Source organism: Mycobacterium sp. (genome assembly GCF_049278535.1).
GTDB lineage: Bacteria > Actinomycetota > Actinomycetes > Mycobacteriales > Mycobacteriaceae > Mycobacterium.
This window is the reverse complement of the sequence record NZ_JBAPMI010000128.1, coordinates 1-13,652: the sequence shown is the minus strand read 5'-3', so window position 1 is coordinate 13,652 and position 13,652 is coordinate 1. Positions and strand designations below refer to the sequence as shown.

At 64.8% G+C, this 13,652-nt stretch carries 14 protein-coding genes and 2 riboswitches; of the genes, 8 read left to right on the top strand and 6 right to left on the bottom strand.

Features of this window, described 5'->3' with window-relative positions; translation table 11 throughout:
* The coding region (locus WAO18_RS08115; RefSeq protein WP_422205371.1) for an amidohydrolase family protein at positions 1–142 on the top strand (142 nt) is incomplete at its 5' end.
* Between the two features lie 15 nt (positions 143–157).
* Positions 158–221, top strand: a riboswitch (guanidine-III (ykkC-III) riboswitch).
* Positions 222–232: 11 nt separating this feature from the next.
* The gene (locus WAO18_RS08110; RefSeq protein ID WP_422205367.1) at positions 233–547 is read left to right on the top strand and encodes a DMT family transporter; all 315 of its coding nucleotides are present in this window, start codon (positions 233–235) and stop codon (positions 545–547) included.
* On the opposite strand, the gene aqpZ is transcribed toward WAO18_RS08110, so the two are convergent.
* The 3 genes from aqpZ to trpS form a co-directional block, all read right to left on the bottom strand.
* The gene (gene aqpZ, locus WAO18_RS08105; RefSeq protein ID WP_422205366.1) at positions 544–1,281 is read right to left on the bottom strand and encodes an aquaporin Z; all 738 of its coding nucleotides are present in this window, start codon (positions 1,279–1,281) and stop codon (positions 544–546) included. The genes WAO18_RS08110 and aqpZ overlap by 4 nt on opposite strands.
* A 117-nt stretch (positions 1,282–1,398) precedes the next feature.
* Positions 1,399–2,442, bottom strand: a complete 1,044-nt coding sequence (yhjD, locus tag WAO18_RS08100; protein ID WP_422205365.1) for an inner membrane protein YhjD — start codon at positions 2,440–2,442, stop codon at positions 1,399–1,401.
* 9 nt (positions 2,443–2,451) lie between these two features.
* Positions 2,452–3,471 carry a tryptophan--tRNA ligase gene (trpS, locus tag WAO18_RS08095; protein ID WP_422205364.1) on the bottom strand — a complete coding sequence of 340 codons (1,020 nt, stop codon included), beginning with the start codon at positions 3,469–3,471 and terminating at the stop codon, positions 2,452–2,454.
* Positions 3,472–3,543: 72 nt separating this feature from the next.
* Between trpS and WAO18_RS08090 the strand changes: the two genes are divergently transcribed.
* Positions 3,544–4,389, top strand: coding sequence for an alpha/beta fold hydrolase (locus WAO18_RS08090; RefSeq protein WP_422205363.1), 846 nt, complete (start codon positions 3,544–3,546; stop codon positions 4,387–4,389).
* Between the two features lie 6 nt (positions 4,390–4,395).
* Here WAO18_RS08090 and WAO18_RS08085 read toward each other — a convergent pair whose 3' ends face one another.
* Positions 4,396–4,965 (bottom strand): PadR family transcriptional regulator, encoded by a 570-nt coding sequence (locus WAO18_RS08085; protein ID WP_422205361.1) that lies wholly within the window; start codon positions 4,963–4,965, stop codon positions 4,396–4,398.
* Positions 4,966–5,082: 117 nt separating this feature from the next.
* Here WAO18_RS08085 and WAO18_RS08080 point away from each other — a divergent pair, with 117 nt between their 5' ends.
* On the top strand, positions 5,083–5,505 hold the full coding sequence (locus WAO18_RS08080) for a nuclear transport factor 2 family protein (RefSeq protein WP_422205359.1): 423 nt from the start codon (positions 5,083–5,085) through the stop codon (positions 5,503–5,505).
* A 20-nt stretch (positions 5,506–5,525) separates the two neighbouring features.
* Positions 5,526–6,566, top strand: a complete 1,041-nt coding sequence (locus WAO18_RS08075; RefSeq protein WP_422205357.1) for an LLM class F420-dependent oxidoreductase — start codon at positions 5,526–5,528, stop codon at positions 6,564–6,566.
* Positions 6,567–6,569: 3 nt separating this feature from the next.
* Here the strand turns inward: WAO18_RS08075 and WAO18_RS08070 are convergent, their stop codons facing one another.
* Complete coding sequence (locus tag WAO18_RS08070; protein ID WP_422205355.1) at positions 6,570–8,807, bottom strand: NADP-dependent isocitrate dehydrogenase; 2,238 nt, start codon at positions 8,805–8,807, stop codon at positions 6,570–6,572.
* Between the two features lie 181 nt (positions 8,808–8,988).
* A riboswitch (SAM riboswitch) is annotated at positions 8,989–9,108 on the top strand.
* A 170-nt stretch (positions 9,109–9,278) separates the two neighbouring features.
* On the opposite strand from WAO18_RS08070, the gene WAO18_RS08065 reads away from it, so the two are divergent.
* From WAO18_RS08065 to WAO18_RS08055, 3 genes are read left to right on the top strand one after another with little or no spacing between them, the layout of a single operon-like run.
* Positions 9,279–10,643 (top strand): bifunctional o-acetylhomoserine/o-acetylserine sulfhydrylase, encoded by a 1,365-nt coding sequence (locus WAO18_RS08065; protein WP_422205354.1) that lies wholly within the window; start codon positions 9,279–9,281, stop codon positions 10,641–10,643.
* A gap of 10 nt (positions 10,644–10,653) precedes the next feature.
* The gene (gene metX / locus WAO18_RS08060) at positions 10,654–11,793 is read left to right on the top strand and encodes a homoserine O-acetyltransferase MetX (protein WP_422205352.1); all 1,140 of its coding nucleotides are present in this window, start codon (positions 10,654–10,656) and stop codon (positions 11,791–11,793) included.
* Complete coding sequence (locus WAO18_RS08055; RefSeq protein ID WP_422205369.1) at positions 11,790–12,524, top strand: class I SAM-dependent methyltransferase; 735 nt, start codon at positions 11,790–11,792, stop codon at positions 12,522–12,524. The genes metX and WAO18_RS08055 overlap by 4 nt, the downstream gene beginning before the upstream one ends.
* On the opposite strand, the gene WAO18_RS08050 is transcribed toward WAO18_RS08055, so the two are convergent.
* Positions 12,521–13,652: HNH endonuclease signature motif containing protein (locus WAO18_RS08050; protein ID WP_422205350.1), on the bottom strand; the 1,132-nt coding region annotated here is incomplete at its 5' end. The genes WAO18_RS08055 and WAO18_RS08050 overlap by 4 nt on opposite strands.

Sequence of the window (13,652 nt, the reverse complement as noted above, 5' to 3'; positions counted from 1 at the left end):
GTCGACGACCCCGGCCCGAGCGCTCGGCATCGACGGCGCCGGAAGTCTGCGCGTCGGCGCCGAGGCCAATCTTGTTGCGCTGGAACCGGATTATCGGGTCGGCGCCGTCGTGGTACGCGGCAGCTGGGTAACCGGCCGATAAGGTTTGCTACCGTCGAACGGGTCAGCAACTGACACCGGACGAGGCGCACCGTACCCGGCCAGCGACAAGACGGCGCGGAAGAGGTGCGCAATGGCCTGGCTGGTGTTGGTGGCGTCCGGAGTTCTCGAAGCGGTGTGGGCGACCGCGATGGACAGATCGGACGGATTTTCCCGGCTGCTTCCGTCGCTGATTTTCGCTGTCTCGCTGACATTCTCGATGGCCGGGCTGGCGTTCGCGATGCGCAGCCTGCCGACCGGAACCAGCTACGCGGTCTGGGTCGGCGTAGGAGCCGTACTCACCGTCGGTTACGCGATGCTGACCGGCGACGAGACGGCGTCGCCGGTCAAGGTGATGCTTATCGCCGGTGTGGTCGGCTGCATCGCGGGACTGAAGCTGGTCAGCTAGTCCTCCTCCTCCTGCTCCTCGGCCCGCCCGAATAGCAACGGGTAGGCGATACCGGCGATCGCCCCGCCGACCAGCGGTGCAAGCCAGAACACCCACAGCTGCGCGGGGGCGCCGTCGCCGTTGAAGAACGCGACAGCGGTCGACCGGGCCGGGTTGACCGAGGTGTTGGAGACCGGAATGGCAACCAGGTGAATCAGTGTCAGCGTCAGTCCGATAGCCAAGCCCGCAAAGCCCTTCGGTGCCCGCGCGTCGGTGGAGCCGAGGATGACGAACAAGAACACGGCCGTCAACACGATCTCGGCCAGGATGACGGCACCCATCGAATAACCCGTGGGCGAGTGTGCGCCATAGCCGTTGGCCGCCATGTGCCCCGTCGCGATGAACCCGGGCTTGCCGTACGCGATGAAGTAGACCACCAACGCCCCGAGCAGGCCACCAACCACCTGAACGATCCAATACGCCGGCAGCACTTTCCATTCCACGCGGCGAGCCAGTGCCGCGCCCAGCGTGACCGCTGGGTTGAAATGCCCGCCCGAGATTGTCCCGAACGCGTACACACCGGTCAGCACGGTCAGACCGAAAGCCAATGCGACACCGAGATAACCGATACCGAGTGAGAACAGATCAGATTGGGCCTTCAACGAAAAGACCGCACTGCCAACGCCGCCGAGCACCAGCCAAAAGGTGCCGATAGTCTCCGCGGCTAGTTTCTGGAAGAGATTTGGAGCTGACATCGCCTACCCGCCTTTGCGTAGCGCAATATTCCTGCTCCAGAGAATGACACGCCTACAGACCGGTGCACCCCCTCGTGGCCAAATCGTTTCGGTATAGAGATGGCTGCGATGTTGAGACTAATCGTCTCTGCTGCGTCGGCTCAGCCTGGAAAGGCCAAGTGCCGCAATGGCACCTACCACGGCAGCGGTAATCACCTGCCGCGCCTTGAGCCCGTCGGCCGGGGGCACCCTCGGCATGATGACGGTGGGCTCAGGCGTCTCCGCCGGCGTCTCCGCCGGCGCCGCGGGCAGGTTATCGGTCGACGTCGCCGCCCACGCGGTCGCGAAAAGCAGCAGCCGCGCCGTGACGTAGGCGAACACCATCAGGCCCAGCACGGGGCCGAAGGTCGCACCAGCGGGGCTGTGAAGCACGGATTTCAAATAGATCGCCGCAACCAACTTGAACAATTCGAAGCCGACCGCCGCGAGCAACGCCGCCCGAATCGAGCTGGCGAAGTTGACCGGGTCCCGGGGTAGCCGGGCGATCATCCAGCCGAACACTAACCACGACAACAGAAATGACACCAATACCGATACGGCGCGCAGAATCCCGTCTAGCACCGGCAGGTCGTGAAGGCCCAGCCAGCCCAACACCCGGGCCATCGATCCCGCGCCGGCGAACGCACTGAGTCCGAGCGTGGCGAAAATGGCCACGAATGACGACACCATCGCCACCAAGTCGGAGAACTTGGTGCGGATGTATCCGTGCGAACCCTCAGGCTGCCGCCACAATTCGGTCAGCGCGACGCGAAGATTGCCCATCCAGTTCAGGCCGACCCATACCGCGGCGGTCAAGCCGATGACACCCACCGACGTCCGCGCGTCGATCGCTGAGTTCATCAGATCGAGTATCTGCTGAGCCAGGGCACCGGGCACCGCGGACCTGACCTTGTTGTCGATCGCAGTCAACACGGCGGGCCGACGCGACAGCAGGAATCCGGCGACGCTGAAACCGACCATGAGCAAGGGAAACAACGCGAAAATCGTGTAGTACGTCAGCCCGGCGGCAAAGAAGTTGCCCCGGCACTCATCGAACCAGTCGTTGGCGCGCATTGCGTGGTCGAACCATGCGTACCGCGCCCGCAGCCGATCGAGAATCCCTGACTTGGCCGGTTCGCTCACGACAACCCGCTAAGGACGTCTCGGTAGGAACCCGAGCCGGTCATAAACCCGGTCGACGGTTTTCGCGGCTACCTCATCGGCCCGTGCCGCCCCGGCAGCCAGAACTACCTCCAGTTCTGTTGGATCTGTGAGCAATTCGTCAACCCGGGTCTTAATCGGGGTCACGAACTCCACCACAGCTTCGGCGGTGTCCTTTTTCAGGTCGCCGTAACCGCGCCCGGCGTAACCGTCGACCAACGCGTCGATTCCAGCGCCGGTGACCGCGGACTGGATGCTCAACAGGTTCGACACGCCGGCTTTGGTCTCGGGGTTGAAGCGGATCTCCCGTTCACTGTCGGTCACCGCGGACCGAATCTTCTTGGCGGACACCGCTGGATCATCGAGCAGGCTGATCAGGCCGGCATCGGTGGCTGCCGACTTGCTCATCTTCGACGACGGGTCCTGCAGGTCGTAAATCTTTGCGGTGGCCTTGGGAATCAAGACTTCCGGAACCACGAACGTGTCCGGGTAGCGGCCGTTGAACCGTTGCGCGATATCGCGCGCCAGCTCCAGGTGCTGACGCTGGTCCTCACCGACCGGCACCAACTCGGCGTCGTAGGCCAGCACGTCGGCGGCCTGCAGCACGGGGTAGGTGAACAGGCCGACGGTTGTCGCGTCGCTGCCCTGACGCGTCGACTTGTCCTTGAACTGGGTCATCCGCGAGGCCTGGCCGAAACCGGTGAAGCAGCCCAACACCCAGGCCAGCTGGGCGTGCGCGGGCACGTGGCTCTGCACAAAGATCGTGCTGCGACTGGGGTCGATACCCAGTGCCAGATACTGCGCGGCAGTCAGCAGAGTGCGCCGGCGCAACACGGCGGGGTCCTGCGGGAGGGTGATCGCGTGCAGGTCGACGACACAGAAGAAGGCGTCGTGGTCGTCTTGCAACTGGGCCCACTGGGTCACGGCCCCCAGCGCATTTCCGAGGTGAAGCGAATCGGAGGTGGGCTGCACACCGGAGAAAACCCGGCTGGATCCAGTAGCGGTAGTCATGATGATTTGATCTTTTCACGCGAACAGCGGCGCTCCTTGCAGTACCGGCGGTATCGCCATAATGTCGGCGGCATGACATCTCGCGCGCCCATTCATCTGGGGTCTGGCGAACCGGTCCTGCTGCTGCATCCGTTCCTGATCTCGCAGCTGGTCTGGGAGACGGTCGCCCAGCAACTGGCAGACACCGGCAACTACGAGGTTTTCGCGCCGACGATGGCCGGCCACAACGGCGGGCCGAAGTCCGGTACCTGGTTTCTGAGCTCGGCCGCGCTGGCCGACCACGTCGAGCGACAGCTGGACGAATTGGGCTGGGACACCGCCCACATCGTCGGCAACTCACTGGGCGGCTGGGTGGCATTCGAGCTCGAGCGTCGCGGACGGGCACGGACCGTCACCGGTATCGCGCCGGCCGGTGGGTGGACCCGCTGGACCCCGGCCAAGTTCGAGGTGATCGCGAAGTTCGTGTCGGCAATGCCGTTCTGGGCGGCCGCCCGCTGGCTGGGGCCACGGGCGCTGCGTCTCCCCTACACACACCAACTGTCCACCCTGCCGATCAGCGGGACACCCGGCGGCGTCACCGACGAGCAGCTCGCGGCCATCGTCGACGACGTGGCGCATTGCCCGGCCTATTTCCAGCTGCTGGTCAAATCGCTGGTGCAGCCCGGACTGCTCGAGCTTGCCCAAACCGCGGTGCCGGCCCACCTGGTGCTCTGCGAAAAGGACCGCGTGTTCCCCGCGCCGCGCTCGCACCGCTACTTCCAGGCACAGCTCCCCGCCGGCACGCGGATCACCGAGCTCGACGGCGTCGGGCATATCCCGATGTTCGAGGCACCCGCCCGGGTTACCGAAGTGATCAGCGCCTTCCTCGAGCAGCACAGCTCGCAGCTGCGCACTGTCGAGGACCCGCCCGCCAGCTAGAGCCCACTACCTGACCGACCCGGCGCCCTGACGCTGTTCGACGATCGCCAGTGCGCGCTTGGCCCATCGGAGGTTTTCCTGCTCGAACGAGATCCCGCGCATCAGTGTCAGATAGGGGCCCACTCGCGGCGCCGTTGCGAGGAATTCCTCTTCGCTGAGGCCATCGAGGACTCGGTTGCGAAGGCGCTCGTAGCGTTGAACTTTTGCCTCGGCCCACTCGCGCCGCTCGATGATCAAGTCGCGAACGGCCGCGTCGTCGCCGACGTCGAGAGCCTGGACTTTGATCATCAGTTCGTCGCGGATCGCCAAGGGTTTCGGCGCCCGCGCGGTGAACTGCCGGATCGCGTCATAACCCGCCTCGGTCAGCGAGAACATCCGCTTGTTGGGCCGGCGTTCCTGCTCCACGATGCGAGCTTGGATCAGGCCCTGCTCGGCAAGACGCTCCAGTTCACGGTACAGCTGCTGCGGTGTCGCCATCCAGAAGTTCGCCACCGACGCGTCGAAGTCCTTGGCCAGGTCGTAGCCGGAGGATTCACCCTCGAGCAGAGCGGCCAGCACGGCATCACGCAGCGACATCAGTCCATCGTACGACACGAATAGTAAACAAAGTGATTATTCACCTATGGACATAGGCGCGCTCAGGCCTTACTGTCGGGCACACCTACTCAACAAATTGACCATCCGAGGTGTTTGATGCATCCCTTCCGCACGGCAGTCGAGGAACGCGACGACGCGGCGATCCAGGCCATGCTGGCCGACGACGTCGTATTCACCAGCCCGGTGGCCTTCAAGCCTTACGTCGGCAAGCCGATCACCGCAGCGATCCTGCGCGGCGTGCTGCGGGTCTTCGAGAATTTTCGCTATGTCCGCGAGATCCATGACAGCAACGGCGGCAACTACGCCCTTGAGTTCGAGACCGGTATCGCGGGCGCACCCGGTGTGACGGTCAACGGTTGCGACTTCCTACATGTCAACGACGACGGACTGATCGATGACTTTAAGGTGATGGTGCGACCGCTCTCCGGCGCGAAGACGTTGTCCGAAGCGATGGCCGCACAATTTCCGAGAATCCAGCAGGAAGCCCTCGAACTGGCCGACCAGGTCACCAGGGCTTAGAGCGTAGGGAGCAGCCAGGCATGCGAATCGGATTAGGGATCAACTACGCGGGCGGCTTCAGGGAGGTGGCCGCCGAGGTGGCCGACCTCGAGCGCGCTGGTTTGGACATTGTCTTTGTCCCCGAGGCGTATTCGTTCGACGCAGTGAGCGCGCTCGGGTATCTGGCCGCCAGCACCGACCGCGTTGAGCTGGCATCGGGCATCCTGCAGCTCTACACCCGGACACCCACGCTGACCGCGATGACCGCCGCCGGACTGGACTACGTCTCCGACGGCCGGTTCATCCTGGGCCTGGGCGCATCCGGCCCCCAGGTGATGGAGGGTTTCCACGGCGTGCCCTACGACGCGCCGATCGCCCGCACCCGCGAGGTCATCGAGATCTGCCGCCAGGTGTGGCGGCGCGAGACGCTGCGCTATGACGGCACCCACTACACGATTCCACTGCCTCCCGAACAGGGCACCGGGCTCGGCAAGGCGCTGAAGCTAATCAATAAGCCTGTCCGCGAACGCATTCCAGTCTTAATTGCCGCGCTGGGACCCAAGAACGTCGAGCTGGCCGCCGAGGTCGCCGAGGGGTGGCAGCCCATTTTCTTCCTGCCGGAGAAAGCCCAGGACGTCTGGGGCAAGGCGCTGGCCACCGGCCAAGCCAACCGCGACCCGGCGCTGGGCGAGCTGGAGGTGTTCGCCGGCCCGACCCTGGCCATCGGTGAAAACGTCGAGCCGCTAAGGGAAGTCGTGAAGCCGCATCTGGCGCTCTACATCGGCGGCATGGGCGCCAAGGGCAAAAATTTCTACCACACCCTGGCCACCCGATACGGCTACGGCGCAGCGGCCGACCGCATCCAAGAGCTCTATCTGGCCGGCGAGAAGGAGGCGGCCGCCAAGGCCGTTCCCGACGAGCTGGTCCGCGACGTCTCGCTGATCGGAACGCCCGGGTTCGTCAAGGAACGCGTGGCGGCCTTCCGTGAGGCCGGGGTTACCACGTTGAATGTGGTGCCGATCGCCGGCACGGCCGCCGAGCGGGTCAAGCTGATCGAGACGCTTCGCGGGCTGGTCGACTGACGGTCAGTCGACCGCCTCAGCCAGCGCCGTGTTGAGCGTCTTACTCGGCCGCATCACCGCGGTGAGCTTCTCGTCGTCCGGTCGGTAATAGCCGCCGATATCGACGGATTCGCCTTGCGCTTCGCCGAGTTCGGCGACGATGGCGTCTTCGTCCTTGCCCAGCTCCTCGGCCAGCGCGGCGAAGTGCTTGCGCAACTCCTCGTCGTCGTGCTGCGCGGCGAGTTCCTGCGCCCAGTACAGCGCCAGGTAGAACTGGCTGCCGCGGTTGTCGAGTTCACCGGTCTTGCGCGACGGGCTCTTGTCGTTGTCCAAGAGTTTGCCGATCGCGTCGTCGAGCGTCTTACCGAGAATCTTGGCCCGCGCGTTTTTGGTCTTGATACCGATGTCTTCGAAACATGCTCCCAGCGCCAGGTATTCGCCGAGGGAATCCCACCGCAGGTGGTTTTCCTCGACCAGCTGGTGGACGTGCTTGGGCGCTGAGCCACCCGCTCCGGTCTCATACATTCCCCCACCGTCCATCAACGGCACGATCGACAGCATCTTGGCGCTGGTGCCCAGCTCCAGGATCGGGAACAGGTCAGTGAGGTAGTCGCGCAGGATGTTTCCGGTGGCGGCGATGGTGTCTTGCCCACGTATGGCGCGCTCGATCGTGTGCCGCATGGCTCGTTCCTGCGACATGGTCTGAATGTCGAGGCCCTCGGTGTCGAGGTCGGCCAGATAGGTGTTGACCTTCTTGCGCAGCTCGTATTCGTGTGGACGTTCCTGGTCGAGCCAGAACACCACCGGCATGCCAGAATTTCTCGTCCGTGTGACGGCGAGCTTGACCCAGTCGCGGATCGCAGCGTCGGTCACGATGGGCATCCGCCAAATGTCACCGGCCTCAACGTTTTGCGTGAGCAGGACTTCACCGGTGTCGAGGTCGACGATGTCGGCGACACCGTCTTCGGGAATCTCGAACGTCTTGTCGTGCGACCCGTACTCCTCGGCCTGCTGTGCCATCAGGCCGACGTTGGGCACGGTGCCCATCGTGGTGGGATCGAATTGCCCGTGGGTTTTGCAGAAGTTGATGATCTCCTGGTAGATGCGGGAGAACGTGGACTCCGGGTTGACGGCCTTGGTGTCCTTCTGCCGACCGTCGGCGCCATACATCTTGCCGCCCGCGCGGATCATCGCCGGCATCGAGGCATCCACGATCACATCGCTGGGCGAGTGAAAGTTGCTGATGCCCTTGGCCGAATCGACCATCGCCAGCTCGGGCCGGTGTTCATGGCAGGCGTGCAGGTCGCGGATGATCTCGTCGTGCAGTGACGCGGGCAGGGTCTCGATCTTGTTGTACAGATCGACCAAACCGTTGTTGACGTTGACGCCGAGTTCGTCGAACAGCTCCCCGTGTTTGGCGAAAGCGTCCTTGTAGAAGGTCTTGACTGCGTGGCCGAACACGATGGGGTGGCTGATCTTCATCATCGTCGCCTTGACGTGCAGCGAGAACATCACCCCAGTCTTGTAGGCATCCTCGATCTCCGCCTCGTAGAACTCGCAAAGCGCCTTCACGCTCATGAACATGCTGTCGATGACATCGCCATCCCGCAGCGACACCTTGGGCTTGAGCACGATCGTCTTGCCGCCCTTGGTTTTCAGCTCCATCTTGACGTCGCGAGCACGGTCCAGCGTCATCGACTTCTCGCCGTGATAGAAGTCGCCGCGCTTCATGGTGGCGACGTGCGTGCGCGACGCCTGCGACCAGTTCCCCATGCTGTGCGGATGCTTACGCGCGTACTCTTTGACCGCCTTTGGCGCGCGCCGGTCCGAATTGCCCTCGCGCAGAACTGGGTTCACCGCGCTGCCAAGGCATTTGGCGTAGCGGTCGCGAATTTCTTTGTCCTCGTCGCTTTTCGGACTCTGCGGATAGTCGGGGATCTTGAAGCCGTTGCCCTGCAATTCGTTGACCGCGTCCACCAACTGCGGCACCGACGCACTGATGTTGGGCAGCTTGATGATGTTGGTGTCGGCCTCTTTGGTCAGCCGTCCCAGCTCGCCCAGGTTGTCGGGCACGCGCTGCTCGTCGGTCAGGTAGTCGGAGAACTCGGCCAGGATCCGCCCCGCCAACGAGATGTCGCTGGTTTGTATTGTGATGCCCGCCGGTTCGGCGAACGCCCGCACGATCGGCAGAAAGGCGTAAGTCGCCAACAGCGGCGCCTCATCGGTCAGCGTGTAGATGATGGTCGGCTGGTCGGCGCACACGGTGTTTCTCCCGGTATTCGGTCAGATCCTGACGGGGTTCGCGGTGTAACTGGCTGCCACGTTATCAAGCATGTTTTCGCTGTTGTCGACCTCGATCGCGGCAGCCTCAAGACAAGGCACCCGGATTGACTCAAACCGGACCGCTGGCACCGGCTCGGGTTAATGAGATAAGCTTCATTTCGGTCATGAGTGCCAGCGTCAAGCCCCGGCTTGCTGGCCGGCAACCCTCCAACCGCGGTGGGGTGCCCCGGGTGATGACAAGGTTTCGTAGCCAACAGTGGCTACGCGGCAAGCGCGGGTCCGCCGTGATGGGCCCCCCGGAGTAGACAGGGAAACCTGATGCGCACCTATGCGGGCTGGCCCATCGTGCGTCGTAGTTGCTGAATGCGTTGGTCGACGTCGTCATAAGACGACCTCCCACGCTCATCCGGCATCCGACACACCTCCACTCTTCCCAGAAAGCACTCGACTGTGAGTTCCAACACCAACTCAGCTACTGAAGCCGATACCGATCCGACCGCGCACTGGTCCTTCGAGACCAAGCAGATCCACGCTGGTCAACAGCCGTGCCCGACCACCGGCGCCCGCGCGCTGCCGATCTACCAGACCACGTCCTACGTCTTCGACGACACCTCGCACGCTGCGGCGCTGTTCGGGCTGGAAGTGCCGGGCAACATCTACACCCGCATCGGCAACCCGACCACCGACGTCGTCGAACAGCGGATCGCCGCCCTGGAGGGCGGAGTGGCCGCGCTATTCCTGTCCTCGGGGCAGGCCGCCGAGACGTTCGCAATCTTGAATCTGGCCGCCGCAGGCGACCACATTGTGTCCAGCCCGCGGCTCTACGGCGGCACCTACAACCTGTTCCACTACTCACTGCCCAAGCTCGGAATCGAGGTCAGCTTCGTCGACGACCCCGACGACCTGGATTCGTGGCGGGCCGCGGTGCGCCCGAACACCAAGGCGTTCTTCGCCGAGACGATCTCCAACCCTCAGATCGACATCCTGGACACCCCCGGAGTCTCGGCGGTGGCACACGAGCACGGTGTGCCGCTGATCGTCGACAACACCGTCGCGACCCCGTACCTGATCCAGCCGATCGCCCAGGGCGCCGACATCGTGGTGCACTCGGCTACCAAATACCTCGGCGGGCACGGCGCCGCGATCGCCGGCGTGATCGTCGACGGCGGCACCTTCGACTGGACGCAAGGCCGCTTTCCCGGGTTCACCACACCGGACCCCAGCTACCACGGTGTGGTCTACGCCGAGTTGGGACCGCCCGCGTTCGCGCTCAAAGCCCGGGTGCAGCTGCTGCGTGACCTGGGCTCAGCGGCGTCGCCGTTCAACGCGTTCCTGGTCGCCCAGGGCCTGGAGACCCTGAGTCTGCGGGTCGAGCGCCACGTCGCCAACGCGCAACGAGTCGCCGAATACGTCGCCGGCCACGATGGCGTGCTGTCGGTCAACTACGCCGGGCTGCCCGGCTCTCCGTGGTACGAGCGGGCAAAGAAGCTGGCGCCCAAGGGAACCGGAGCGGTGCTGTCCTTCGAGTTGGCCGGCGGGGTGAACGCCGGCAAGGCGTTCGTCGATGCACTGAAGCTGCACAGCCACGTCGCCAACATCGGTGACGTGCGCTCGCTGGTGATTCACCCGGCGTCGACTACTCATGCTCAGCTCAGCGCCGCCGAGCAGCTGTCGGCCGGGGTGAGCCCCGGTTTGGTGCGGCTGGCGGTGGGTATTGAGGGCATTGACGACATCCTGGCCGACCTCGAACTCGGCTTCGCCGCCGCTCGCAGATACGCGGGCGCCGGTGATCCGCACGCCGTGGCGGCGTTCTGAGGAGCGGCAGGTGACAATTTCTGACGTGCCGACCCAGACGCTGCCCAACGAAGGCGATGTCGGCATCGTTGACATCGGCTCACTGACGCTGGAAAGCGGTGTGGTGCTCGACGACGTCAGCATCGCCGTGCAGCGGTGGGGTGAGTTGTCGCCGACCCGCGACAACGTCGTTGTGGTCTTGCACGCGCTGACCGGCGACTCGCACATCACCGGGCCGGCCGGGCGCGGGCATCCCACGCCGGGCTGGTGGGACGGCATTGCCGGCCCGGGCGCGCCGATCGACACCAACCGTTGGTGCGCGGTGGCCACCAACGTGCTGGGCGGTTGTCGCGGGTCGAGCGGGCCGAGCTCGATGGCCGCCGACGGAAAGCCCTGGGGCTCAAGGTTTCCGGTGATATCGATCCGGGACCAGGTCGAGGCCGATGTGGCGGCGCTGGCGGCGTTGGGCATCACCGAAGTCGCCGCGGTGCTCGGCGGGTCGATGGGTGGCGCGCGGGCGCTGGAATGGATGGTCGCCTACCCCGACCGGGTGGGCGCCGGCCTACTGCTGGCAGTGGGCGCGCGTGCCACCGCAGACCAGATCGGCACGCAGTGCACCCAGATCGCGGCCATCAAAGCCGACCCGAACTGGCAGGGCGGTGACTATTACGGCACCGGACGAACCCCCAACGCCGGCCTGGAGATCGCCCGCCGCTTCGCGCACCTGACCTACCGGGGGGAGGGCGAGCTGGACAACCGATTCGCCAACGAAGCCCAGGGAGACGAGTATCCGACGTCCGGCGGCCGCTACGCCGTGCAGAGCTACCTGGAGCATCAGGGCCGCAAGCTGGTGTCGCGGTTCGACGCCGGCAGCTACGTGGTGCTCACCGAGTCGCTGTCCAGTCACGACGTGGGCCGGGAACGCGGCGGTGTGGCCAGCGCGTTGCGCGGCTGCCCGGTGCCGGCGGTGGTCGGCGGTATCACCTCCGACCGGCTGTATCCGCTGCGGCTGCAAGAGGAACTCGCCGAGTTGCTGCCCGGCTGCGAGAGGCTGCAGGTGGTCGACTCGGTCTTCGGGCACGACGGATTTCTGGTGGAGACCGATGCCGTCGGCGATCTGGTCCGCCAGACCCTGGAATTGGCGGCCACCAAGGGTGCGTGTCCGCGGTGACCCAGTCCTCACAGGCCCGCTCATTGTCGTTTGGCTCTGAAGCGGCCGCGTATGAGCGCGGCCGTCCGTCCTATCCGCCGGATGCGATCGACTGGCTGCTGCCGCCCGGCGCGCGCGACGTGCTCGACCTCGGCGCCGGGACCGGCAAGCTGACCACCCGGCTGGTGGAGCGCGGGCTGGACGTGGTCGCCGTTGACCCGATCGCCGAGATGCTGGAGATGCTGCGTAAGTCGTTGCCGGAAACCCCGGCGCTGCTCGGCACCGCAGAGGAAATCCCGCTGGCGGACAACAGCGTTGATGCAGTGCTCGTCGCGCAGGCGTGGCATTGGTTCAACCCGGAGCGCGCGATTCCCGAGCTGGCCCGGGTGCTGCGGCCCGGTGGACGACTGGGCTTGGTGTGGAACACCCGCGACGAGCGGCTCGGGTGGGTGCGGGAGCTGGGCCGCATCATCGGCCGCGACGGCGACCCGATGCGCGACCACGTGACCCTGCCGGAGCCGTTCACCGACGTGCAGCGTCATCAAGTCGAGTGGACGAATTACCTTACGCCGCAAGCATTGATCGACTTGGTCGCGTCGCGCAGCTATTGCATCACCTCGCCGACCCAGGTCCGCACCAAGACGCTGGACCAGGTACGCGAACTACTAGCGACCCATCCGGCGCTGGTCAACGCCGGCGGACTCTCGCTGCCCTACGTGACAGTGTGCGTCCGCGCCACGCTGTCGGCTTAGCCCGCCCGCCGCACTTCGTCGTCCTCGTCGCCGTCTCGAAGCAATTTTTCGGGGTGGTGGTAGGTGTTGACCCGGGGTTGGCCGTAGTCCAAGTGCGGAGGGGGAATCCATTCTGTGTCGCCATTGGCGCCCTTGCGGGTGGTCCAGCCTTGGTCGGCAAGCTTATGGTTGGGGCCGCAGGCCAGCGTCAGGTCGTTGACATCTGTGACATGCGTTTGGGCCCAGGGTCTGACGTGATGAGCCTCGGTGTAGTAGCCGGGCACGTCACAGTCGGGGAATGAGCAGCCACGGTCCTTCGCGTACAGCACAATTCGCTGAGCAGGCGAGGCGAGGCGTTTGGTGTGATAGAGCGCCAATGCTCGACCGTTGTCAAAAATGCACAGGTAGTGGTGGGCGTGGGCGGCTAGCCGGATCACATCGCTCATCGGCAACAACGTCCCGCCGCCCGTGAGTCCCCGACCGGCGCCCGCTTCCAATTCACGCAAAGTGGTGCTGACAATGATGGACGCCGGTAATCCGTTGTGCTGACCTAAAACACCACAGGCGAGCAGCGCACGGGCGGCGGCATTAAGTGCGTCATGGTTGCGTTGAGCGCACGAGCGGGAGTCGCTTCGGATGGCCTGCTCCGACGGAGCACCATTAACGCAAGGCTTCTCATCTTCCGGGTTGCACATGCCAGGTGCGGCCAACTTGGCCAAGACGGCGTCTAACGTGGCTCGCGCTTCTGGCGTCAAGTACCCGGTTATCGGGCTCATCCCATCGAAACCTTGCTTGCCAATGACGATTCCGCGTCGGCGAGCCCGGTCGGTGTCACTGAAATTGCCGTCGGGATTGAGGCAGTCGGTGAGTTTGTCGGCCAGCTTGGCCAGTTCGTCCGGGCGATGCTCGCCGCCGAGGCGGGCCAGCTGCGCTTCGGCCTTGGCGCGAGTCTCGATGTCGACGAAGTCAGGCAGCCGATGGGAAAAGCCTCGGATCACCGCCACTTGCCCGGCACCGATATCGCCGGCCCGTTGCGCGGCGGCTGTGGCAGGCAGCACAGGCTCCAAGGGCAGGCCATTCAAAGTGGTGCGCTCGCCGAGATCGGCCGCCTCGCCGATGCGCCGCAACGCCTCGGCGCGGGTAATCAGC